This window comes from Streptomyces sp. NPDC023573 (assembly GCF_055559735.1).
Genome location: NZ_JBVHKB010000006.1, coordinates 55,432 through 77,769, shown reverse-complemented (window position 1 = coordinate 77,769; position 22,338 = coordinate 55,432). Strand labels below are relative to the sequence as shown.

Annotated in this window: 18 protein-coding genes and 1 tRNA gene; 13 read left to right on the top strand and 6 right to left on the bottom strand. The window is 71.5% G+C overall.

Translation table 11 applies throughout. From position 1 onward, the window contains the following. The first annotated feature begins 476 nt into the window (after positions 1 to 476). Together ACZ32T_RS20450 and ACZ32T_RS20445 are read left to right on the top strand one after the other, a co-directional pair. Positions 477 to 809, top strand: a complete 333-nt coding sequence (locus ACZ32T_RS20450; protein ID WP_386304306.1) for a helix-turn-helix transcriptional regulator — start codon at positions 477 to 479, stop codon at positions 807 to 809. Next, positions 809 to 2,026, top strand: coding sequence for a site-specific integrase (locus ACZ32T_RS20445; protein WP_364945889.1), 1,218 nt, complete (start codon positions 809 to 811; stop codon positions 2,024 to 2,026). The genes ACZ32T_RS20450 and ACZ32T_RS20445 overlap by 1 nt, the downstream gene beginning before the upstream one ends. 118 nt (positions 2,027 to 2,144) lie before the next feature. Here ACZ32T_RS20445 and ACZ32T_RS20440 read toward each other — a convergent pair. Together ACZ32T_RS20440 and ACZ32T_RS20435 are read right to left on the bottom strand one after the other, a co-directional pair. After that, positions 2,145 to 2,218 (bottom strand) — tRNA-Pro (locus ACZ32T_RS20440). A 48-nt stretch (positions 2,219 to 2,266) separates the two neighbouring features. Then, on the bottom strand, positions 2,267 to 4,921 hold the full coding sequence (locus tag ACZ32T_RS20435) for an ATP-binding protein (protein ID WP_467368156.1): 2,655 nt from the start codon (positions 4,919 to 4,921) through the stop codon (positions 2,267 to 2,269). A 107-nt stretch (positions 4,922 to 5,028) separates the two neighbouring features. Here ACZ32T_RS20435 and ACZ32T_RS20430 point away from each other — a divergent pair, with 107 nt between their 5' ends. The 3 genes from ACZ32T_RS20430 to ACZ32T_RS20420 all read left to right on the top strand — a co-directional run bounded on the left by ACZ32T_RS20430 (position 5,029) and on the right by ACZ32T_RS20420 (position 6,520). After that, a complete protein-coding gene (locus ACZ32T_RS20430) occupies positions 5,029 to 5,571 on the top strand; it encodes a DUF309 domain-containing protein (RefSeq protein ID WP_467368154.1) in 543 nt (180 codons plus the stop codon). 105 nt (positions 5,572 to 5,676) lie between these two features. Next, complete coding sequence (locus ACZ32T_RS20425) at positions 5,677 to 6,099, top strand: DUF350 domain-containing protein (protein WP_356715627.1); 423 nt, start codon at positions 5,677 to 5,679, stop codon at positions 6,097 to 6,099. 61 nt (positions 6,100 to 6,160) lie between these two features. Further along, entirely contained in the window at positions 6,161 to 6,520 is a 360-nt protein-coding gene (locus tag ACZ32T_RS20420; protein ID WP_467368151.1) for a hypothetical protein, read from the top strand. On the opposite strand, the gene ACZ32T_RS20415 is transcribed toward ACZ32T_RS20420, so the two are convergent. The 3 genes from ACZ32T_RS20415 to ACZ32T_RS20405 are packed head-to-tail and all read right to left on the bottom strand — an operon-like array spanning position 6,510 to position 10,656. After that, positions 6,510 to 7,808 (bottom strand): FAD-dependent oxidoreductase, encoded by a 1,299-nt coding sequence (locus tag ACZ32T_RS20415; protein ID WP_467368149.1) that lies wholly within the window; start codon positions 7,806 to 7,808, stop codon positions 6,510 to 6,512. The two genes, ACZ32T_RS20420 and ACZ32T_RS20415, sit on opposite strands and share 11 nt — an antisense overlap. Next, complete coding sequence (locus ACZ32T_RS20410) at positions 7,805 to 9,226, bottom strand: FAD-dependent oxidoreductase (protein WP_467368147.1); 1,422 nt, start codon at positions 9,224 to 9,226, stop codon at positions 7,805 to 7,807. The genes ACZ32T_RS20415 and ACZ32T_RS20410 overlap by 4 nt, the downstream gene beginning before the upstream one ends. Further along, entirely contained in the window at positions 9,223 to 10,656 is a 1,434-nt protein-coding gene (locus tag ACZ32T_RS20405) for an FGGY family carbohydrate kinase (protein ID WP_467368145.1), read from the bottom strand. Before ACZ32T_RS20405 ends, ACZ32T_RS20410 begins: the two co-directional genes overlap by 4 nt. A 375-nt stretch (positions 10,657 to 11,031) precedes the next feature. Here ACZ32T_RS20405 and ACZ32T_RS20400 point away from each other — a divergent pair, with 375 nt between their 5' ends. Then, complete coding sequence (locus tag ACZ32T_RS20400; protein ID WP_467368142.1) at positions 11,032 to 12,015, top strand: hypothetical protein; 984 nt, start codon at positions 11,032 to 11,034, stop codon at positions 12,013 to 12,015. Between the two features lie 78 nt (positions 12,016 to 12,093). After that, on the top strand, positions 12,094 to 13,623 hold the full coding sequence (locus ACZ32T_RS20395; RefSeq protein WP_467368140.1) for an amino acid permease: 1,530 nt from the start codon (positions 12,094 to 12,096) through the stop codon (positions 13,621 to 13,623). A 22-nt stretch (positions 13,624 to 13,645) separates the two neighbouring features. On the opposite strand, the gene ACZ32T_RS20390 is transcribed toward ACZ32T_RS20395, so the two are convergent. Then, positions 13,646 to 14,416 carry a sulfite exporter TauE/SafE family protein gene (locus ACZ32T_RS20390; protein ID WP_467368138.1) on the bottom strand — a complete coding sequence of 257 codons (771 nt, stop codon included), beginning with the start codon at positions 14,414 to 14,416 and terminating at the stop codon, positions 13,646 to 13,648. Between the two features lie 146 nt (positions 14,417 to 14,562). Here ACZ32T_RS20390 and ACZ32T_RS20385 point away from each other — a divergent pair, with 146 nt between their 5' ends. From ACZ32T_RS20385 to ACZ32T_RS20360, 6 genes are all read left to right on the top strand, one after another. Beyond that, positions 14,563 to 15,684 (top strand): substrate-binding domain-containing protein, encoded by a 1,122-nt coding sequence (locus ACZ32T_RS20385; RefSeq protein WP_467368135.1) that lies wholly within the window; start codon positions 14,563 to 14,565, stop codon positions 15,682 to 15,684. 101 nt (positions 15,685 to 15,785) lie between these two features. Next, positions 15,786 to 17,153 (top strand): ABC transporter substrate-binding protein, encoded by a 1,368-nt coding sequence (locus ACZ32T_RS20380; RefSeq protein ID WP_467368133.1) that lies wholly within the window; start codon positions 15,786 to 15,788, stop codon positions 17,151 to 17,153. Between the two features lie 47 nt (positions 17,154 to 17,200). Then, positions 17,201 to 18,202, top strand: a complete 1,002-nt coding sequence (locus ACZ32T_RS20375) for a carbohydrate ABC transporter permease (RefSeq protein WP_467368131.1) — start codon at positions 17,201 to 17,203, stop codon at positions 18,200 to 18,202. Then, positions 18,199 to 19,074 (top strand): carbohydrate ABC transporter permease, encoded by an 876-nt coding sequence (locus tag ACZ32T_RS20370; RefSeq protein WP_467368129.1) that lies wholly within the window; start codon positions 18,199 to 18,201, stop codon positions 19,072 to 19,074. Before ACZ32T_RS20375 ends, ACZ32T_RS20370 begins: the two co-directional genes overlap by 4 nt. A 37-nt stretch (positions 19,075 to 19,111) precedes the next feature. Next, a complete protein-coding gene (locus tag ACZ32T_RS20365) occupies positions 19,112 to 20,140 on the top strand; it encodes a hydroxyacid dehydrogenase (protein ID WP_467368127.1) in 1,029 nt (342 codons plus the stop codon). After that, positions 20,137 to 22,029 (top strand): DUF2264 domain-containing protein, encoded by a 1,893-nt coding sequence (locus ACZ32T_RS20360; protein WP_467368125.1) that lies wholly within the window; start codon positions 20,137 to 20,139, stop codon positions 22,027 to 22,029. The genes ACZ32T_RS20365 and ACZ32T_RS20360 overlap by 4 nt, the downstream gene beginning before the upstream one ends. The last annotated feature ends 309 nt before the right edge of the window (positions 22,030 to 22,338 follow it).

Sequence of the window (22,338 nt, the reverse complement as noted above, 5' to 3'; positions counted from 1 at the left end):
CCGCTTTGAGCGTCATCAGCCCTCGGCGTCACCTCGTCACTCGCAGCCTTGACGCCCCCTGACCTGCCCAACGTGTGCCTGACACCCCATCAGAATGAGCGTCAGGAGCGTCATTTCAGCGTCAAGATATCGCCTGTAACGGCCACACCGCACATAATGCACACGGGCAAATCCACAGGTCAGGAGCCCTCACGGCCGGTTCGAGGCTGGCGACGCACTCCACGCGGTGTGTCATCGAGAAGCATTTATCGGCACAGTACGTGACGCTCACCGCGTCGCAAATGAGGGCAACATAGCCGCACATCGCCGGTTAGCCAAACCGGCGCTTCTGCAGACGATTGTTGTCCACCGTTTGCCCAGAGCACCACTGCGGATCAGTTCCAACAGAAGGGACTAACCGCTTCTGTGTATGCAGAACCCCACGGTTCTCCACCTGCGGGCCGCCCCGCTTGTCGCCGACCGCCTTCTGTATCCCTATGGTGCTCCGTACCCCCGGAGATCCACCACCCTTGCCCACCGAACCGATAGCAGACTACACAGACAGTCAGACACACACACAGAATGAGGGCGGTGCCCGTTTTATCCAAAATGACAGCCGCTCGTCTCTCCTGACCAATACCTGGTATTCGACGCGAGACCTCGCCGCCTGCCTGCGAGTAAACACCTCGACTCTGCGCCGTTGGCGCACCGCTCGGCCACCCCAGGGCCCGCCGTTCGTCTCCGTTTCGGAACGCGTCATCATGTACAGCGCGCTCGACGTTGAGGAATGGCTGCGTCGCCACCGGACCGTCCCGCGCCGAGAAGCCTGATGGCCGACAAGGCCATTGTGCCGGTAGGTGTCCGACTCACCACCGACATCGAGTACCGGCCTGATCGCCCCAACCCGTACCGCGCGCGAGTCCGCTGGTTCGACCCGGCTGCGAAGCGGCGTCTGTCCCTGTCGGAGGGGAAGGCGGACGAGGATGAAGCGCAGGAGTGGCTCCAGTCCATCATCGAAGCGGCTGAGGCAGGGCTGTCCCCGTCGCTCGCCACCATGAAGCTCGCCGAATACGGCAACGCAAACATGGACCTCGCCCTGCGCGGCCTGGAGTTGAAAACACTCGACCCCTACCTGTCAGGCTGGCGGACGCGCGTCGTGCCCGCCCTGGGCCACGTCCCGGTCCGGATGATCACCAATGGCGTTGTCGACCGCACCGTACAGAACTGGATCGCCGACGAGCTCAGCCGCTCAACGGTCAAGAACACCATCGCCGTCCTGGTCCGCGTCATGGAGCAGGCAGTCCGCGACGGCATCATCAAGGTCAACCCCGCCCGAGTCACCGGGTGGCAAAAGCTCTACAAGCAGGCCGAGGACGAACTTCTTGACCCACGCGCGCTCGCCCTGCCCGACTGGGAAACACTCCTCGCACTGGCCGACGCGCTCGTGGCCGCCTCCCACGACGAGTACCGCGGCTGGGGAGACGTAGTCATTTTCGCCGCGTGCACCGCCGCACGGATCGGCGAGATCTCAGGCTGCCGCGTCGGAGACATCGACACCACCCAGTGGATCTGGACCGTGCGGCGTCAGACCACACCCGCGCCCGGCGGGCTGACCGACAAGGGCACCAAGGGCAAGCGGGCCCGCAAGGTTCCTATCGTCGAGGAGATCCGCCCCCTCGTCGCCCAGCGCATCCTGTCCGCAGGCCCCAATCCGGACGCGCGCCTGTTCACGGGCCCGCGCGGCGGACGAATCTCCACCGCCGTCCTGCGCGACGCCACGCACTGGGACGACGTCGTCACCAAGCTCGGCTACGAGCATCTGCGCCGCCACGACCTCCGACACACGGGACTGACCTGGTTCGCCGACGCCGGGGTCCAAGTGCACGTCCTCCGCAGAATCGCCGGCCACGGTTCACTGACCACCACCCAGCGCTATCTACACCCGGACGTCCACAAGATCACGGCCGCCGGGGCGGCGCTCTCGGCCCACTTCAACGTGCTGCGCGCACCACGCTCACTGCCGAGCCCCATAGTCATGACCCGCTGACCCGCTGACCCGGTCAAGGACGCCGGACCTCCAGCTGGTCCCCAACTGGTCCCCAAAAATGATCAAGGGCCGGTTTTGGATTTCTCCAAAACCGGCCCTGACCTGCGACTGTCTCCAGTCGGGACGACAGGATTTGAACCTGCGACCCCTTGACCCCCAGTCAAGTGCGCTACCAAGCTGCGCTACGTCCCGATGCGATTCCCCCGGCTTCCCGGGTGACCGCGCAGGACAAACATTACCTCACTCCGAGGACCGCATCGACGCCCCTACCTGCTGCGCGCGGATCGCCAGCCCTTCGGCGCCGCAGGCGGTGGCGAGCTTCCCGGCCCGGGCGAGCTCCTGCCGGGAGCGGATCGCGGTGCCGTACTCGAATCGGGCCACTGCGTGCTCGTACGCCGACGAGGACGCCTCCAGGTGTCGTACGGACTCGGCGAGCAGGCGGGTGGCCTCCTCCTCCGGTTCGAACAGAGCCACACAGCGCAGGGCCTCACCGATCGCCGTGTCCGTGCCGAAACGCTCCGCGTGGACCCGCGCCCCGGCGGCCAGCCGCGCGGCCCGCGCCGGGTCCGTGTCGGCCAGGGCGCGGGCGAGATCCCCGGCCCAGGGCGCCCAGACGCCGTTGAAGCGGCCCCGTGGCTCCAGTGCCGCTCCCGCCGCCTCCAGCTCGGCCACGGCCTCCTCCGTGCGCCCTTCGGCCAGCAGCAGCCGTCCGCGTACGCACGGGGCGTCCGGCAGGACCATCGCGCTGGGATACGGCGGACCGAAGTCGTACCGGTCGGCGATCAGCCGCGCTTCCGCCGTCCGGCCGCGGGCGAGCAGGGTGTCGACGAGGAGACAGGTGGCGTCCCAGTGGACGGGCAGTCCGCTGCCGGCCCGGTCGGCCAGGCGCAGCCCTTCGCGCAGGAAGCCCTCCGCCTCGGCGAGACGGCCGCGTCGGCGGTGGACGAGGCCCAGGAGGGTGTGGGCGAATGCGAGGTGCGCACCGCTCCAGCCCGAGATCTCGAAGGCACGGACGGCTTCGCCGAAGAGTTCCTCCGCCCGGTCGAGCTGATCGGTGAACGCGTAGGTGATGCCCACCCTGGTGGGGAGTTCGAAGCCCCACTCGGAGTCCGTCCAGCCGAGTCCGCGTGCGGGCCTCCCGTCGACGAGGGCGCGTTCGCAGAAGCCGACGACGAGCTGGGCGTTCTCGCCGCGGAGCATGGCGTCGAAGGCCCGCAGGATGAGCAGGGCGCGTTCGGCGTTGTCGCGGCCCTTGAGGTGGTCGGCGTTGCGGGCGAGACGGGCCGACCGCGCGGGCCCGTCGTCCTCGGTGGCCTGCATGCCCTCCCACAGGAAGTGCGCGGCCTGCAGACGCATCAAGCCGGGGCCGGGAGCGGTTCGCGAGGCCTCGGCCGCCAGCGAGAGCGCGGCGTCCTTGAGCTGGTTGTTGTGGGAGAGGGCGGAGGCGAGCCGGAAGGTGGCGTCGATGCGGAGCGTCTCGTCGAGCCCAGGTGTGTCGAGCGCTGCGCGCAGGTGCTGCACCGTGGTGGCGGGCGAGGAGAGCAGGGTGGCGCACCCCAGTTCGTACAGCAGCGCCGCCCGGTGCTGGGGGCGCGGCGGTTCGTCCAGGGCGCGTTCGAGACAGCGCCTGGCGGCTTCCGGCGCGCCGACGGCGAGGTGCTGCCGTGCCGCCTCGCGGAGCTGCGCGACCAGCTCCTGGTCGTCGTCCGGGTGGACTTCGAGCAGATGGCGGGAGGCCGCGGCCGGCCCGAGCCCGGCCTGGGTGATCGCCCAGGCCGCCCGTCCGTGCATGGCTGTGCGGGTCGCCGGAGGGATCGAGCGGTAGACCGCGGTGGCGATGAGGGGGTGGACGAATTCCAGCGGGTCGAAGCCGCTGACGATACGGGCGTCCCGCAGCCGGGCCGTGCAGTCGGCGGCCTCCGCCGAGCTCATTCCGGCCAGTGTCGCGGCCAGCTCCTGGGAGATCTCGGTGCCGAGCACGGCAGCGGCCCAGGCGAAGCGGTTGGCGTTGGTGCCCAGGCGCTCCAGGCGGGCGACGAGCCCGCTGCCCCTGGCCGAGGCGCCGAGCTCGCGCAGGAGGCCGGCGGACTCCTCGACCGGCGCCAGTTCGCGGTCCTGCGCCTTGGCGACGAGTTCGACCGCTTCGTACGGGTTGCCTCCGGTGACGGCCCAGACCTCGCGGCAGAAAGGGTCGTCCGCGTGGTCGCCCAGGCCGGCGCGCACCAGCTCGGCCGTGGCCTCGGGGGTGAGCGCGCGCAGCGCGACCCTGGTCAGCGCCGGGTGGCCTGTGGTGCCGCTCTCCTTGGTGCGGGCCATGGCCCAGTCGGCGTCGCGGTCGGCGAGCTCCTGGGGGCGGTGCGCCTGGACGACCAGCACCGGCAGTTCGGAGAGCCGCGCGGTGAAACCGGCGAGCCAGGCGAGGGATTCGCCGTCGGCCCAGTGCGCGTCGTCCACTATGAGGAGCAGCGGGCGGTGGCTGAGGCGCGAGGCGAGCCGGGACACGACGTGGTCGAGGCCGTCCCTGACACCCTGCGGGTCGGGCTGCGGTCCGCTGGGATCGGCAAGGCCCAGTGCGGGTGCCGCGATCTCGAACCAGTCGCCGAACAGGGCGCGGGTCTCGTCGGCGGGGAATCGGGCCAGTGCGGGCTGGAGCAGCTGGCGTACGACGTGGAACGGTACCGAGGTGACCGTCTCCCCGCCGCGCGCGGACCAGACGGTACAGCGGTCGGCTGCCATGGCCTGGATCTCTCCGAGCAGCGCGGTCTTGCCGATGCCGGCCTCTCCGCTGAAGACCAGCAGTCCGCCTGCTGCTTGTCCGCCGCAGAGGGCGTCCAACGCCTTCGCGGCTGCGGCGAGTTCCGGTTCGCGCTCGTACAACGGCCGGGACGGCTTCATGCCTCCCCTTCCCAGGGTGGTTGTGAAGAGCACAGAGCCTAACCGTGCGCGGGTGCGGGAGAACAGGGTTCCCGCGGTTCTCCGCAGGTGCGAGGCACAATCGGGGGGTGGACGAATCTCGCAGGGACCGCGACGAGGAAGGGCGGGCGCGCAATGCGCGCCCCCGGGACGGGCTGGGGCGCCCCCTGCCCTACGGGGCTCCGGGGGTGGAGCGGCAACCCGAGGGGGTGGTGCGCTCCCCCGACGAGACGGTGCGCGAGGCCCAGCGGCTGCTGGACGCGGGCATGCCGTTCCATGCCCATGAGGTGTTCGAGGACGCCTGGAAGTCGGGTCCGGACGCGGAGCGCGAGCTGTGGCGTGGCCTCGCGCAGATGGCGGTGGGGCTGACTCATGCCGCTCGGGGCAACACGGCGGGCGGGGCACGGCTGTTGAGGCGGGGTGCGGCGGCCGTCGACGGGTTCCGTGCGTCGGATCCGCACGAAATCGGGGTGGACGGGCTGATCGGCTGGGCGCGGGAGCTGGCGGGCCGGGTGGACCCCGCCCGTCCCGGGGGCGCGGAGGGGTCCAGCGGTCCCCAGGAGGGCGCACCGGCCGTGGACGCGGCCGCTGAGGCGCCCCGGTTGCGGCGGGGAGACCGGCCCGGGGAGTGAGAACCCGAATGGGGTAGGTTTTGCTACTTCTTGACGGCGTGTCGATCACGCCGGTCAGGTTCACGTTCCATTCTTCGACCACTCGCTCAGGAAACGGACGCCCCGATGACCGACATCATCAACGGCCTCGGCCGTGCCACCGCGTACGGGGCCCTCGGCGTCGTACTGCTCGTTCTCGGCATATTTCTGATCGACGCCCTGACACCGGGCAAGCTCGGCCGGCAGATATGGGAGGAGCGCAACCGCAACGCGGCGCTGCTCCTCAGCTCGGCGCTGCTGGGCATCGGCGGCATCGTGTTCACGTCGATCTGGACGACGTACGAGGACTTCGGCAAGGGGCTCGCCTCGACGGCCGCCTTCGGGCTGCTCGGTCTGATCATGATGGCGGTGGCCTTCCTCGTCGTCGACCTGGTCACGCCCGGAAAGCTGGGGGCCACGCTGGTGGAGCGGGAGCCGCACCCGGCGGTGTGGGTGACGGCGGCCTGCAACCTGGCGGTGTCCGCGATCGTGTCGGCGTCGATCGCCTGACCGCCCCGGGATCCCCCGGTCCGGCGAACACCACGGTGCGCAGCCATTACGATCCGGCGTCATGAGCACTTCTGACCAGGACCAGGAACAGGACCACCGGCAAGAGCAGGACCAGGAGCCGGGCGAGAGCCCCGAGGCGATACCGGGGGCCGCGGCGCGGGAGCGGAGACTCACTCCGCGTCAGGCGCGGCGGCTGCGCATCGTTCTCTCCTCGGTGGGCATGGCGGCGATGGCCGTCGTCCTGGCTCTCCGGATCGCCAGCCGTTCGTCGGTCCTGGTCGTCGGGGTGTACGGGCTCGCGCTCATCCTCTGCGGTGTGGTGATCGAGCTCAGCAGGAACGGCCGCACCCGGCTCGGCAGCTGGCTGCTGGGCGTCGGCCTGGTGGCGGCCGTCGGCGCCGACTGGCTGCTCATTCCCTGAGCGAGCCCCGGCCTGCCGTCAGCGCGCTGATCCGTACGGACGTCCCGTCCGGGTCGACGTGGTCGGTCCAGTCGGCCGCCAGGTGGAACGGCCTGCCCGGGACGGCGGACGACAGGAGCCGCTGCCGGTGGAGTTCGCGCCCGTCCTGCGAGACGACGAGCAGCGGCCGGGACAGCCGTCGTGCGGTGCGCAGGACGAACCGGTCCCCCTGCGGGCGCGCGCCGTGGGGACCGGTCACGTTGGGGGCGATCCATCGCAGGGGCGCGTCGACGACCAGGCGTCGGCCGCCGCCCGCCGGTTCGTCGGTGCCGGCCAGGCGGTGCAGCACGGGCACGGCCACGGCCCGCCCCTCCTGGGCCGCGAAATCCGCGCGCTCGACGGCGTGCAGCACGTTCCCGGCGGCGAAGACGCCCGGCCGGGACGTGCGGAAGGCGGCGTCGTACGCGGGTCCCCGGGTGCCGGGATCGAGGAGGATGCCACCGCGCCTGGCCAGTTCGTGGTCGGGTACGAAGTCGCCGGTCAGGACGACGGTGTCGCAGCGCAGCGTGGTGGTGCGGCCGTCGTCGTGCCGCAGGGCCACCCCGGAGAGCCGGGTCCTGCCCGTGAGCCCTGTGACGGTGGCGGCGGTGAGCAGCGGGGTGTGCCCGCTCCGCAGCCGGACGGGCCGGGGCGGTCGGTCGGTGACCATGGCGACGACGTGGACCCCGGCGGCGCGCAGGGTGGCGGCGGCCGCGTGCCCGACGGGCTCGTCACCGACGACGACGGCCCTGGTGCCGATCCGCTGTCCGTACAGATGGACGGCCTGCTGGAGTTCGCCGGTGGTGTAGACGCCGGGCGGCCGGGTGCCGGGGATCAGGCGGGCGCTGCGCGGCCGTTCACGGGCGCCGGTGGCGAGGACGACGGCCCGTGCGGTGATCCGCTCGAGCCCCGCGGGCCCGGTGGTCTCGACGGTGCGGGGCCCGGCCCAGCCGGTGACGGTGACTCCGGTGCGCAGCTCGGCGCCCGCGTGCAGGGCCGCGGCCACACCGCGCCGGGCGTAGGCGGGTCCGGTCGTCCCTGCCCGGGCGTACGCGGCTCCGGTGGCCGACGCCCATGCGTGGGCGGCCCGTTCGAGGCGTCCGCCGAATCCTCCGTGGAGGCAGTGGCGGGGGATCCCGCCCGCCTCCTGCTCGCGTTCCAGGATCTCCACCCGGCCCGCTCCGGCCGCGGCGAGCTCGGCTCCGGCCGCGAGGCCGGCGGGGCCTCCGCCGATGATCAAGACGTCGATGTCGCGTGCGGGTCCGGTCATGGCCGCGTCTCCTCGAACAGGGCGCGGACGGCGGCGCCGCAGTAGAAGCCCTGGCACCGGCCGCCACGGGCGCGTGTGCGGCGCCGCAGGCCGTCCAGGGAGTGCGGCGGGACCGTGGAGGACAGCGCGTCCCGGATCTCCCCGAGGGTGACCTGTTCGCAGTGGCACACGAGGGTGCCGTACGCCGGGTCCCCGGCGATCAGGGCGGCATCGCGGTAGGGGCGGGGGTGCGCCTCGCCGAGGTTGGGCATCGTGAGCGGCGGCAGCGGGCGGGGCTCGGTGAGGTCCAGGCCGGTGGCGGCCAGCAGGCCCATGACGTGGCGGCCGATCGCCATGGACGCGGTGAGACCGGTGGAGCGGATACCGCCCACGACGACGTAGCGCAGTCCGGGGTACTCCTGGATGCGGTAGTCCTCCTGTCCGGTGGCGGCGCGCAGGCCGGCGTAGACGGCGGTGACCTCCTCGTCGAGGAGCGCGGGCACGATGCGGTGGCCCTTCTCGCGCAGGAGGTCCAGGCCGTCGGCGGTGGACCCGGTGGCGGTCTTGTCGTCGAGCTCCTCGGCGGTGGGGCCGAGGAGGACGTTGCCGAAGACGGTCGGGGCGACCAGGACGCCCTTGCCCGCCGGGCCGGGGACAGGCAGGAGGATGTGGCCGACGAGTCCGCGGGCGAGCTTGTCGAAGACGATGAGCTGGCCTCGGCGAGGGGTGACGGTGAAGACGTCGTGGCCGAGGAGCCGGTCGATCTCGTCGGCGTGCAGCCCGGCGGCGTTGACGAGGTGGCGGGTCCGCAGCGGGCCGCGTGAGGTGGTGAGCGTGTGCCCTCCGGCGTCGCTCACGATGTCCCGCACCCGGCAGTTCAGGTGCAGGTGGACGCCTGCCCGTACGGCCTGGGTGGCGAAGGCGAGCGGGGTGGTCCAGGGGCAGATGACGCTCTCGTCGGGGATTTCGAGGGCGCCGAGCGCTCCGGGTCCCAGATGCGGTTCGGCGGCACGCAGTTCGTCGGCGCCGATGAGGCGGGACGCGTGGTAGCCGTTGCGTTCGGCCTTGGCCCGCAGGCGGGGCAGCGCGGCGAGCTGGTCCTCGTCCCAGGCCACCAGGAGGGCGCCGACCCGCTCGACCGGGATGCCGGTCTCGGCGGCGTAGTCCGCGAGGAGGTCCCGGCCTTCGCGTACGAGGCGGGCCTCGAGCGAACCGGGGACGGCGTCGAAACCGGTGTGCAGGATCGCGGTGTTGGCCTTCGACGTGCCGTTGCCGATGTCGTCGGCGGCGTCGACCAGGGCGGTGCGCAGGCGGTAGCGGGCGAGTTCGCGGGCGATGGCCGTGCCCACGACGCCCGCGCCGACGACGGTCACGTCGTACGCGTCCTCCGTGTCCTGCCCCGTGGGCAGCGGGCCGGTGGTGGTGAGGGTGACGGTCATGCGCGCTCCAGCAGGCTGTCCACCGCGGAACGGAAGCCGGCGAGGCGCTCCGACGCCTCTTCGGGGCGGATACGTGGTTCGTACACGGCGGAGGGCCGCCACTCGGGGGTCGCGCTGCCCGGCGCCAGCCGCGGGTCGAGCCCGAGCCTGGCCACGACGCCGGCGCCGAGGGCGGTCACGTCGGGCAGCGCCGACACCTCGACCGGCCGTTGCAGCAGGTCCGCCTGGGTCTGCATGAGGAGGGCGGAGCGGGTCAGGCCGCCGTCGACCCGCAGCGTGGTCAGCGGGGCGTCCAGGTCGGCGGCGACGGCGTCCGCCAGGGCGACGACCTGTGCGGCGATGCCCTCGCAGAGGGCGCGGACCAGGTGGCCGGCGGTGGTGTCCAGGCCGAGGCCGGTGACGGAGCCGCGCAGGTCGCTGCGCCACCAGGGCGCGGCGAGGCCGGCGAGGGCGGGGACGAAGGTGACTCCCCCGGTGCTGTCGACCGAGGCGCCCACCGGGTCGAGGTCCTCGGCTCCCGAGATCACCCCGAGGCCGGTGAGCCAGCGCACGGCCGAGGCCGCCGTGTAGACCTGTCCGTCGAGGCAGTAGTCCGTCCGCCCGCCGAGGCGCCAGGCGACACAGCTGACCAGGCCGGTGGAGCCGGTGCTGGGCCGGCGGCCGGTCTGGGCGAGGAGGAACGCCCCGGTGCCGTAGGTGCATTTGGCCTGGCCGGGTCGGAGTGCGTTCTGGGCCAGCAGGGCGGCCTGCTGGTCGACGATCAGGCCTGTGAGGGGGACTTCTCCGCCGAACGCGGTGGTGGTGCCGACCGGTCCGGCGCAGTCGACGACCGTGGGCAGCCGTTCGCCGGACAGTCCGAAGACCTCCAGGGCGTCGGGTGACCAGCCGACGTCGTGGAGGCCGAGCAGCTGGGTGCGTCCCGCGGTGGCCGCGTCGGTGACGAAGGCTCCGGTGAGCTGGTGGACCAGCCAGGAGTCGCTGGTCGTGACGACACCCTCCCGGGTCAGCTCGCGGCGGATCCACGCCATCTTGGGCGCGGCGAAGTACGGGTCGAGCGGCAGCCCGGTGAGACGCTTCAGCTCGTCACCGTGTGCGGCGAGGGCGCCGCAGATCCCCTCCGCACGCCGGTCCTGCCAGACGACGGCGTCGGTGAGCGGCCGGCCGGTCGCGGGGTCCCAGGCCAGCACCGTCTCGCCCTGGTTGGCGAGCCCGACGGCCGCCACGGGTTCGGCGGCGTCCGCGACCGCCTGCCGGCCGGCGTCGAGGACCGACCCGAGCAGCTGGGCGGGGTCGGCCTCCACGAGGCCTCCTGCGCCGTACCGCGGGCGTACGGGGGCGGAACCGGAACCGATCACACCGCGCTCGGGGCAGATCACCAGCGCTTTGGTCCCGGACGTCCCCTGGTCGATGGCGAGCACCGGCTCTGTCAACGCACGCTCCAGCCGTGCCGGCCGCCCGGATCCGGGCGGAATCGTGATCATTTGATCCCTGGGCCCACAGTCGTGCAGACCACGGCCCCGCGTCAACCCCTTCCGGGCCATCCTGCCCGGAGCCGCCGGAGGACATCAACATCCGGTCGAAGTGGGCCACTTGAGTAAGATCCGCACAGTCGTCGGCAGGCGTGCCCGCGGCGCTCTACACTCACGGCCGAGTGAACAACCGGACGATGACCAACGGTAGTTCATGACCGAAGCGCCCAACCCCCCACGTTTCTTGAGGATTCATGACGAGAAGAACCTGTGCCGCGCCGCTGTGCCCGGCTCACCGCCCCGCCCTCACCACGCGTTCGGGGGCGGGGCGCCTGTATGGCTACCGGTGACTTCCGGCCGGTCTACCACCCCGCGGGGCACGACCACGCGTTGCGTGTGGCCTTGCAGGACCTGCGCACCGGCCGTTGGCTCGCCATGCGGAATCTGCTGGAGAGCACACCGGACTGGGCGCTGTGGACCCAGCGGACCCAGGTCCTCGCGGCCGTCGCGGCGGGCTCCGACACCGTGCACGCCTGGCTGGCCGAGGAGCCCCGGAGCGTGGCGGCGGCAGTGATGCACGCCCGGGTGACGGTGGAACGCGCCGTCCGCGCCCACCGGGAGAGACACCCGAGGGCCCAGGAGCTGTGGCAGGAGGCGTGGGAAGGGTGCCGCTCCGCCGCGCACGCCTCGCCCGCGGATCCTGTGCCGTGGGTCTGTCTCCTCGCCCTGTCGCAGCTCGACGAGGGCCAGCGCTTGGAGGAGCACCGCCTGCTGCCGCCGGGCCCGATGCTGTTCCCGGGGCCGTGGGGTCTGCTGGCGGAGGCGGACAAGCGCGATCCGTTCAATCGTGAGGCCTACCACCGGATGCTGCAGTTCGTCTATGCGCGACAGCCGGGCGGCACGCTCTCCGAGGCGGTCAACTTCGTCCAGTGGGCCGCCTCCTCCGCCCCGGAGGGCTCCGCGCTCCATGTGCTGCCGCTGTACGTCCGGGTGGAGCGCTACCGGCGCGAGCACGGCAACGAGCGAGCACTGGACCTGCACTGGGTCACCGAGGACGGCGAGCGGGACGCCCGGCGCGCCCTGCGCGTCTGGTTCGACGCGGCCGACCCGGCCGCCCGGGCCCTGCTCGACCTCAATCACCTGGCGCACGCGCTGTGGGGCTCGCTCCGGTTCGCCGACGCCGCCCCGGTGTTCCGGGCGATGGGCCCGTACTACACGTCCGTCCCCTGGGCTCACCGCACCCGTACGCCGCGGGACCCGGCCGGTGCCGAGGACGTCTTCCTCCGGGCCCGGAACCGCTGTCTGGCCGCCGGGCCCTAGCCAGCCGCACGGCTGACCGGACCGCACCCCTCCGCACGACTATCCCGTCCCCCTTCCCCCCACCTGGAGGTCGTCTCCATGTCCATATCCGCCTCGACCCCGTCGAGCACGGAGTCCACGCCGCACCAGGACGAAGAGCAGCGGCTGCGCGAGCTCGGCTATCAGCCGGTGCTGGCCCGTCGCATGGGCGGCTTCGGCAACTTCGCGATCAGCTTCTCCGTCATCTCGATCCTGTCCGGCTGCATGACGCTGTACGGCTTCGGCATGTCGACCGGCGGCCCGTCGGTGATGCTCTGGGGCTGGGCCGGCGTGGGCCTGTTCGTGCTCTGCGTGGGCATGGCCCTGGCCGAGGTCACCAGCGCGTATCCCACGTCCGGGGCTCTCTACTACATGGCCGACCGGCTCGGTGGCCGTAAGTGGGGCTGGTACACGGGGTGGCTGAACCTGCTCGGTCTGCTGGGCGCGATCGCCGGCATCGACTACGGGGCGGCACTGTTCACGGGCGCTCTGCTCAACCTGCAGTGGGGGTTCGATCCCACCCCGGGCTCCACGATGGTGATCTTCCTCTGCATCCTGCTGCTGCACGCCGTGCTGAATCTCTTCGGGGTGCGCCTGGTCAGTGTCCTCAACTCGATCAGCGTCTGGTGGCACCTGGCCGGTGTCGCCGTGATCGTGACGGTGCTGGCGATCGTGCCCGCGAACCACCAGTCGCCGTCCTTCGTCTTCACCGAGTTCGTCAACGACACCGGCTGGGAGAACCCCATCTACGTGGCGGCGATCGGTCTGCTCCTGGCGCAGTACACCTTCTGCGGTTACGACGCCTCGGCCCACCTGTCCGAGGAGACCTCGAACGCCTCGGTGACGGCGGCCAAGGGCATCGTCCGCGCGATCTGGGTCTCATGGATCGCCGGGTTCGTCCTGCTGGCAGGCCTGACCTTCGCCATCCAGGACTACGCGGGCACCCAGAACAGTGCCACCGGGGTCCCGCCCGCCCAGATCCTCATCGACTCGCTGGGGACGGCGGGCGCCACGGCCATGCTGCTGATCGTCATCGCGGCCCAGCTGTTCTGCGGCAACGCCGAGGTGGCGGCGGCGAGCCGGATGGTCTTCGCCTTCAGCCGGGACAACGCGCTGCCGGGCTCGGCGCTGTGGCGCAAGGTGAGCGCCCGTACGCAGACCCCGGTGCCCGCCGTGTGGCTCTCCGTCGGTGTCGCGGCGCTGCTGGCGGTGCCGTCGCTGTACTCCGCGACCGCGTACGGCGCGGTCACGGCGATCAACGTCATCGGGATCACGCCCGCGTACGCCATCCCGATCTACCTGAAGCTGCGCGCCGGGGACCGCTTCGAGCGCGGACCCTGGCACCTCGGCCGCTGGTCGAAGCCGATCGGCTGGATCGCCGTGGGGTGGGTCGCCGTGGTGACGGTGCTGTTCCTGCTGCCGCAGTCCTCGCCGGTGACGATCGACTCGATGAACTACGCGTCGATCGCCCTGGTCGCCGTGCTGGTCCTGGCCACGGTGTGGTGGTTCGTCGCGCGCCGTTCGTACAGCACCCCGGCCGCGTACGGGAACGCCCGTGAGCAGGCGGAGATCGCCGAGGGCATCGTCTGACGCCCGCTCCCCCGGGCGGTCTTCAGCGCAGCAGCAGCTGGAGGCCGCCCAGGACGGTGGCCCCGATGACGATGCGGTCGAAGAGCTTCTGGTTGATCCGGCCGACGCAGGCGCGGCCGAGGTAGGCGCCCGGGACGACGAACAGCACCAGGGCGGCGTCCAGCATCAGCGACTGGGCGTCGATCAGGCCGAGTCCCACGCTGAAGGGCACCTTGGACGTGTTGACGATCAGGAAGAACCACGCCGACGTGCCCAGGAAACCGAGCTTCCGGAATCCCGCGGAAAGCAGATACATCGACATCACGGGGCCGCCCGCGTTGGCGACCATGGTCGTGAAGCCGCCCAGCACCCCGTAGGTCCGGGCCTTGAGGCGCCCCCCGCGCGAGGGCTCGTCCGTGTCCTCCCCCTCCGCGGCGGGAGCCTCGGGGCGGGCACGCCGGCGCCAGAGGGTGACGCCCGCCATGAAGAGCAGGATCGCGCCGATCGAGCGGGCCACGGCCTCGTCGTCGGCCCACAGCATGAAGACGGTGCCCGCCACCACACCCGCGGCGACGGCGGGGAAGAGCCGCAGCAGCGTCGGCCAGTGGGCGTGCCGACGGTAGACCAGCACGGCGAGGATGTCACCGGCGATCAGGATCGGGAGCAGCACTCCGGTCGATTCGCGGGCCGGCAGTACGGCCGCGAAGACCGCGAGGCTGATCGTGTTGGCGCCGCTGACGGCCGTCTTGGAGAAGCCGACGAGCAGGGAGGCCGCCGCGAGCGCGGCCATTGGCCACAGTGTGATGGTGTCCATTCCGGATCAGATGGTAGACGCATCTTCCTCTCGGCCGATCATCGTTCCCTTCCGCGAGCGCCCCGAGCAGTGGTCCCTCGCTATGCTGCGATCACTCAGAGAAACGTTCAAACGAACATCGCACAGCGGTAGGCAAGGGGGCCAGCATGCGGGAGCCGGTTGAGCTGAGGCGCAAGCGCATTCTCGCGGTGGTGCACGCACGCGGTGCCGTGAAGGTGAGTTCGCTCGCCGACGAGCTGGACGTCTCGGCGGTCACGCTCCGGCGGGACGTGGAGGAGCTGGCCAGGACGGGGATGCTGCGGCGCGGGCACGGGGTGGTCCGGCCGGTGGGGGACGACGGCACGGCCGCGGCCGTGCCGGCCGCCCGCGGCGGGGAGCCGGCCGGGGAAGGGGCCGCGATCGCCCTGGTCGTCCCGGAGCGGCATTCGTATCTCTACGAGACCCTTTACGGCGCCAGGACGGCCCTGGAGGAGGCCGGGTCGCGGATCACCCTGCACATCGCCCCGCAGGCGGCCGGCGCGGAACGGCCGCAGGTGGAGCGGGCGCTGGCAGGCGGGGCCCGCGGCCTGCTGATCGCCCCCCGGTGGCGGAGCGCCGCAGGCGAGGAGGCGGACTACGGCTGGCTCGCCGAGCTGGAGGTGCCGACGGTCCTGATGGAGCGGCGGCCCCGGCCCGGCAGCGCGCTGCACGCGCTGGACTCGGTGTGCTCCGACCACTGGTACGGCATCCACCTCGCCGTGGACCACCTGATCTCGCTCGGCCACCGCCGGCTCGTCCTCGCCGCGAGGAACGACAGCCCGACGGCGCGCTCGATACGGGCGGCTTTCACCGACATAGCCGCCTCCCGGCCCGAGGTGGAGGACTGGTCGGTGGTGCTCAGCTCCCCGAACGCGGGCCCCGGGGAGCCCGGCACACGGGAAGCGGTCCCGGATCTCACCGCGCTGCTGAGGGAGCGCGGCGTGACCGGCGCCGTCCTGCACGGTGACGAGGACGCCCTGATGCTGGTGCAGCGGCTGGCGGAGCACGGGATCCGGGTGCCGCGGGACTGCTCCGTGGTGGCGTACGACGACGTCGTCGCGGCGCTGGGCAGCACCGCCCTCACCGCGGTCGCTCCGCCGAGGGCGGAGATCGGACGGGCGGCGGCGGAGCTGCTCCTGCACCGGCTGGCGCAGCCGGCCGGCGCGCCCGGTCCGGTGCGCAGGGTGGAGCTGCTTCCCCGCCTCGAAGTTCGCGGTTCGACGCGGGAGTTGCCCCGCACCGATGACTGATCGTTTGAGCACTTCAATCTTCTTTTGATCGATCTATTGACCGGTACCGATCAGCCGATCAGTATTCCCGTGTCTCGAATCAGGAGCCGCAGGAGGCGCACATGCCTGGTCGACAGAGCCGTCGATCCGTGCTCGCCACGATCGCCGCACTGCCTCTGACGGGCGCGCTCAGCGCCTGCGGAGGTGGTGACGGAGACACACGATCGGGCGGTACGAGCAGTACCGGCAGGAACGTAAGCAGCAGGACCGGCAGGAAGACGCGGATCACCTTCTGGTCCGCCCTGCGGGGCGGTCAGGAGGTCGTGGACGCGTTCAACCGCGGGCACGACACCATCGAGGTCGATTACCAGCAGGTCCCGTCCGGTACGCAGGGCGGTTACGCCAAGCTCAGCAGCGCCGCACGGGCCGGCAACGCCCCGGACATCGCCACCCTCGAATACCCGCAGGTCCCCGGGTTCGCCATCGACGGGGTCTGCCGCGACATCACGGACCTGGTCGGTGAGGGGCTGCGGTCGAAACTGCTGCCGCAGGCCCTGGGGCTGACCACCTTCGAGAAACGGGTGTTCAGCGTCCCGCTCGACATAGAACCGATGGTGCTGCACTACCGCACCGACCTCTTCGAGCGGTACGGGCTGAGCGTCCCGCGTACCTGGGAAGACTTCGAGGAAGCGGCGAGGACCGTACGGGACAAGGGCGGTGACCGCCGTATGGCGCTCTTCCCGACGGACGGTGACACGCACCTCGCCGCGTTCGCGTGGCAGGCGGGCGCCCAGTGGTTCGAGACGGCGGGCGGCGCCTGGAACGTCTCGCTCGCCGACGCGCCCACCCGGCGGGTGGCCGCCTTCTGGCAGCGGCTGACCGACCAGGACCTGGTCTTCATGAACGCGGTGGAGAGCCGTCAGAGCGATGTCCAGATCGGCGACGGCCTGGTGCTCAGCCGGCTCAGCGGCGCGTGGGACGCCGGTGCCCAGATGAAGGCCCGGCCGAAGCAGACGGGGAAGTGGGCACTCGCGCCGAGCCCTCAGTGGGACCCGGCCGATCCCGGTGTCGGGACCCATGGCGGCTCGACCTTCGCGATCACCAAGGACAGCGTGCACCCGGAGGCCGCCATGGAGTTCATCGAGTGGCAGGTCTCGCACCCGGACGCGCTGCGGGCCCGGCTCTCCAGCGGTGCGAGCAGTCAGTACCCCGCCGCGCCCGGCCTCGTCGAGGTGGGCCGCAAGGCGTTCGAACCGGCCTACTACGGAGGGCAGGACATCTACACCCTCTTCGAGCAGGAGGCGCAAAAGATCCGCCCGGGCTGGATCTGGGGCCCCCGCATGACGGCCACCGGCAGGCTCATGAAGGACGGACTGGCGCGGGCGAGCGGTGGCCAGGGATCCATCCTCGGAGCGGTCCGGGCGGCGGAGGAGGGCACCATGCCGGACCTCAGGGCGCTCGGTCTCTCCACCACCCGGCGCTCCACCTGACAGACGATCAGCATCCCGTTCCCAGCAGCAGAGAGGCAGGTGACACCATGACCAGCGCCACCCCTGTGTCCGTACCGGCGGACGCCCCCGCCCGGCCGACGCCCGCGAGCCCGGCCGCCGCCGCGCCGGCGCCCGGCTCCCGCAGGTCCGCCCGGCGTCGTGAACTCGGCGCCTGCGGCGTCCTGATGACCCCGTTCTTCGTCCTTCTGGCGACCGTCTTCCTGATCCCGGTCGGCACGGCCGTCTATCTGAGCTTCTTCAGCGACGACCAGCCCGGGCTCGGCTTCGGCCCGGAGCGGACGGTCTTCGCCGGGCTCCGCAACTACGTCGCCGTACTGGCGGACCCGACGTTCCTCAGCGGTCTCGGCGTCGTCGCCCTGTACTGCGTGGTCTACATCCCGCTGATGGTGATCGGCGCCCTCGTGCTGGCGCTGCTGCTCGACTCCGGGGTGGTCCGCCTGCGGGGCACCGTCCAGCTCGCCCTGTTCCTGCCGCACGCCGTGCCGGGCATCATCGCGGCTCTGATCTGGCTGTATCTGTACACCCCCGGCATCAGTCCGGTCATCGACCTGCTCGGCAGCGCCGACATCACGGTCGACTTCCTCGGAGTGCACATGGTGCTCCCGTCCATCGTGAACATCGCGCTGTGGAGCAACCTCGGCTACAACATGGTCGTGTTCTACGCCGCCCTCCAGGCGGTCCCCCGCGAGGTCATCGAGGCGTCGGTCGTCGACGGCGCGGGCCCGGTCCGCACGGCACTGCAGGTGAAGGCCCCGCTGGTGCGGTCGTCGATCGTCATGGTCGCGATGTTCACGCTGATCTTCGCGCTCCAGCTCTTCACCGAGCCGATGCTGCTCAGCCAGTCGACCCCGATGATCAACTCGCGCTTCTCACCCAGCATGTACATCTACGACGCGGCCTTCACCCGCAACAACTACGGTCTCGCGGCTGCCGCCTCGGTCATCCTGCTGCTGTGCACGATCGCCCTCTCCTACGGCGTCACCCGCTGGACCAACCGCGCCAACTCCGCCGATGGGGGCTCCCGATGAGCGCGCCGACCGTGTCCCGCACCGCCTCGCCCCTGCGGCCCCGGCTCCTCGGGCGCTCCGTCGTCAACCTGGTGGTCTTCGTCTCCGTCCTCTACACGCTGCTGCCGGTGCTGTGGCTGGTGCTCGCCTCCACCAAGGACAGGGACGCCCTGTTCAGCAGCGACATCCTGTCGACGAGCGGCTTCTCCTTCGTCCAGAACATGAAGGACCTCTTCGCCATGGACGGCGGGCTGTACGGCCGTTGGTACGGCAACAGCCTGCTGTACGCGGTACTCGGCGCGGCCCTGGGCGCGCTGATCAGCGTCGCCTGCGGTTACGCCTTCGACAAGTACCGTTTCGCCCACAAGGAGAAGCTGTTCGGCCTGGTGCTGGCCGCCGTCATGGTGCCGCAGACCGTGCTCGCCCTGCCGCTCTACCTGATGGCCTCGGGCGCCGGTCTCGTCAACACCTTCTGGGCGGTGTTCATCCCCGTCCTGTTCAATCCGTTCGGTGTCTATCTCGGCCGGATCTTCAGCCAGGGGTACGTGCCCGACGAGGTGCTCGAGGCCGCGCGGATGGACGGCGCGGGCGAGCTGGCCGCCTACTTCCGGGTGGCGCTCCGCATGCTGGGGCCGGGGCTGGTCACCGTGTTCCTGTTCCAGCTCACCGCCATCTGGAACAACTTCTTCCTGCCCATGGTGATGCTCTCCGACCAGGACCTGTATCCGGTCAGCCTCGGCCTGTACTCCTGGAACAGCGCCGCGTCCGTGTCCCCCGAGTACTACCCCGTCGTCGTCATGGGCTCGCTGCTCGCGGTGCTGCCCCTGATCCTCGCCTTCGCCCTGCTCCAGCGATTCTGGCGGTCCGGACTGACGGCGGGTGCCGTCAAATAACCGTGCCGCCCCGCCCGGACCACCGCACAGGAGAACCATGCCCAGCACTCCCCCCGCCCCCCGCCGGCCGCGCGCCGCGCTCGCCATGGGAGCGGAAGCCGCAGCCGCGGTGCTCTCCCCCGACGCCCTGGCGGCGCTGGCCGAGGTGTGCGATCTCGCGCCTCTGCCCGCGATCGACGACTTCACGACCGAGGAGGCCAGGGCCGTACTCGCGGACACGGAGGTCCTGATCACCGGCTGGGGGTGCCCGCCGGTCCACGCGGGTGTCCTGGCCGCCGCTCCGGCGCTGCGGGCCGTCGTGCACACGGCGGGCTCGGTACGCGGCCATGTCACCGACGCCTGCTGGGACAGGGGCATCGAGGTGTCGTCGGCCGCGGCGGCCAACGCGCTCCCGGTCGCCGAGTACACCGTCGCGATGATCCTGCTGTCCGGCAAGCGTGTCATCGAGCGGGCCGGGGAGTACCGGGCCTCCCGCATGCGCGACAACTGGCTCGCGATGCCGCACGGTGTCGGCAACTACCGGCGCACGGTGGGCATCCTGTCCGCCTCCCTGATCGGCCGACGGGTGATCGAACTGCTCCGGCCGTACGACCTTCAGGTGCTGCTCCACGACCCGTACGTCACGGACGAGGAGGCAGCCGGGCTCGGTGTCCGCCCCGTCTCCCTGGCCGGACTCTTCGCGGAGAGCGACGTGGTCAGCGTCCACACCCCGCTGCTGCCCACGACCACAGGGCTGGTCAGCCGCGGGCTGCTCTCCTCCATGCGGCCCGACGCCGTGCTGATCAACACCTCCCGCGGCGCGGTCGTCGACCAGGACGCGCTCACCGGCGTACTGCGTGCCGGCCGGATCCGGGCGGTGCTCGACGTCACCGACCCGGACCCGCTGCCGGCCGGCCATCCGCTGTGGGACTGCGACAACGCGCTCATCACCCCCCATCTCGCGGGTTCGCAGGGCAACGAGCTGCGGCGGCTGGCCGATCTGGCCGTCGGCGAGGTCGCCCGGTGGGCCGCCGGCGACGGCTTCATCCATCCCGTACGACGCGAAAGGCTGGCGTTTCTCGCATGACCACCACCCCCTTTCAGCTCCCCTCCGAGGACCGCGCGCTGAGCCCGTACACCGGCTACACCCGGGGCCACTGGGAAGCCGTGGCGGACGGGCTGCTGGCTGCCGCCTGGGAGTGGGCCACCCCCGGCCGGGCCCTCCTCGACCTGCCGGGCCGCCCCTCCCGCTCCGGAGTCCGGTCCGACGGCCTGGAGGGCTATGCCCGTTCGTTCCTCACCGCCGCGTTCCGGGTCGCCGGCGCGGAGGGCAAGGACCCGCACAACTGGCTGGAGCGGTACGCCGACGGGCTCACCGCCGGTACGCGCTCGCCCGGGCGGGACGACGCCGAGTCCTGGCCGCTGATCCTGGACCACACCGTCTTCGGCCAGCCGATGGTGGAGTCGGCCTCGGTGGCCATCGGGCTGCGGCTCACCCGGCCGTGGCTGTGGGACCGGCTGGACGCCCTCACGCAGGACCGTGCGGAGGAGTGGCTGCGGGGCGCGCTGCGGCACACGCCCGCACCCAACAACTGGTATCTCTTCCCCTTCTCCGTCGCCGGGTTCCTGGAGTCGGTGGGCCGGGGCGACGCGGAGACGGCCCGTGCCCGGCAGCGGGCACTCGACCTGCTGGAGGGGTGGTACAGCGGCGAGGGCTGGTACGCCGACGGGGACGGGCGCGCCTTCGACCACTACAACGGCTGGGCGCTGCACCTGTATCCGGTGCTGGACGCGTACCTGTCGGGCGACGCGGAGCTGTCCGCGCACTACGGGGCACGGCTGGGCGAACATCTGGAGAGCTTCTCGCTGATGTTCGGCGCGGACGGCTCCCCGCTGCACTTCGGACGCTCCCTCACCTACCGCTTCGCGGCGGGGGCTGCGGTCGCGATGGGCGCCGTGTCCGGGCACACCCCGCTGGCGCCGGGTGTCTCGCGCCGACTGGTCAGCGGTTCGCTGCGGTACTTCCTGGAGCGTGGGTCGGCCGGGGACGACGGCCTGCTGAGCCTGGGATGGCACGGCCCGCACGAGGCGACGCTCCAGGTGTACTCGGGGCCGTCGTCGCCGTACTGGGCGTCGAAGGCGTTCGTCGCCCTGCTCGCCCCGGCGGAGCACCCGCTGTGGACGGCGGACGAGGAGCCCGCCCCGAGCGAGGGCCCGGACCGGGTGCTGGCGCTGCCGTCGCCGGGACTGCTGGTGCAGTCGACCCGGGCGGACGGCGTGGTGCGGCTGCACAACCACGGCAGTGACCACGTCCGGCCGCACGAGGGCGAGACGGCGGATGTGTCGGACCCGCTCTACGCGCGCCTCGCGTACTCGACGGCCACCGGTCCGACGGCGGCCGCGAACACCGCGGACAACCATCTGTCGGTACGGGTCGGTGGGGCCCGCAGCAGCCGGGTCCGCATCCGTCCGCTGGGCGCGGGGCACGGCGAGGGCTGGGGCTGGGCCGCGTCCTGGCACCGTCCCGTCTTCGCCGAGGGCCCGCCGACGGTGCCGGGGCTGCGGGTGGAGAGCGTCACGGTCGTCCGGGGCAGGTACGAACTGCGGGTGCACCGGGTCCTGGGCGCGCCCGCCGGCACCCGGGCCGAACTGACGGGCTGGGCGACGGACCCCCAGGGTCCGGTGCGTTCCGCGTTGCACGGTCTGTACGGCTGGCCGGAGCAGGAGGACGTACGGGCTCCGCAGGGCACGGCGTTCACGCGGTGGGCCGTGCTGCCGCGACTGGGTGCCGACGTGGAGGGGACCGAGGTGCTGGTGGCGCTGGCCTCGCTCACCGGAGAGGCGGATCCCGGGCCTCTCGGCGCGGCGGTGAGCGGGGTGGACGTGGACGGGGAGAAGGTCGCGGTGCGGTGGGCCGAGGACGGTGCGACGACCCGCATCGGCTTCGCGCCGCTGGAGGTCACCCACGCACCATGAGCCACTCGGCAAACGGAGAGTTTCACCTACCTTAACGGAATGCCGCGGAATCGGTAATTCAGTGGGGCCTTTTCCAGAACCGCACATAATCCCCTGAATTCATTTCCAGAGATCACGTCGCACCGTTACGCTGAGCCCACTTCGCCGAGCGGCGGAGTGGCTGCCGAAACGCCCAGGGAGGGGCGTGGACAGCAGTTTCGGGGTGGGGAATTCAGGGGGTTTGCTGCTCCGTCATGCCGTGGAGACGGCTGACGGCGCACGCCGGGAGCCGTGCCGTTCATTCGACGATTCCGCCGAACGAAAACGGGC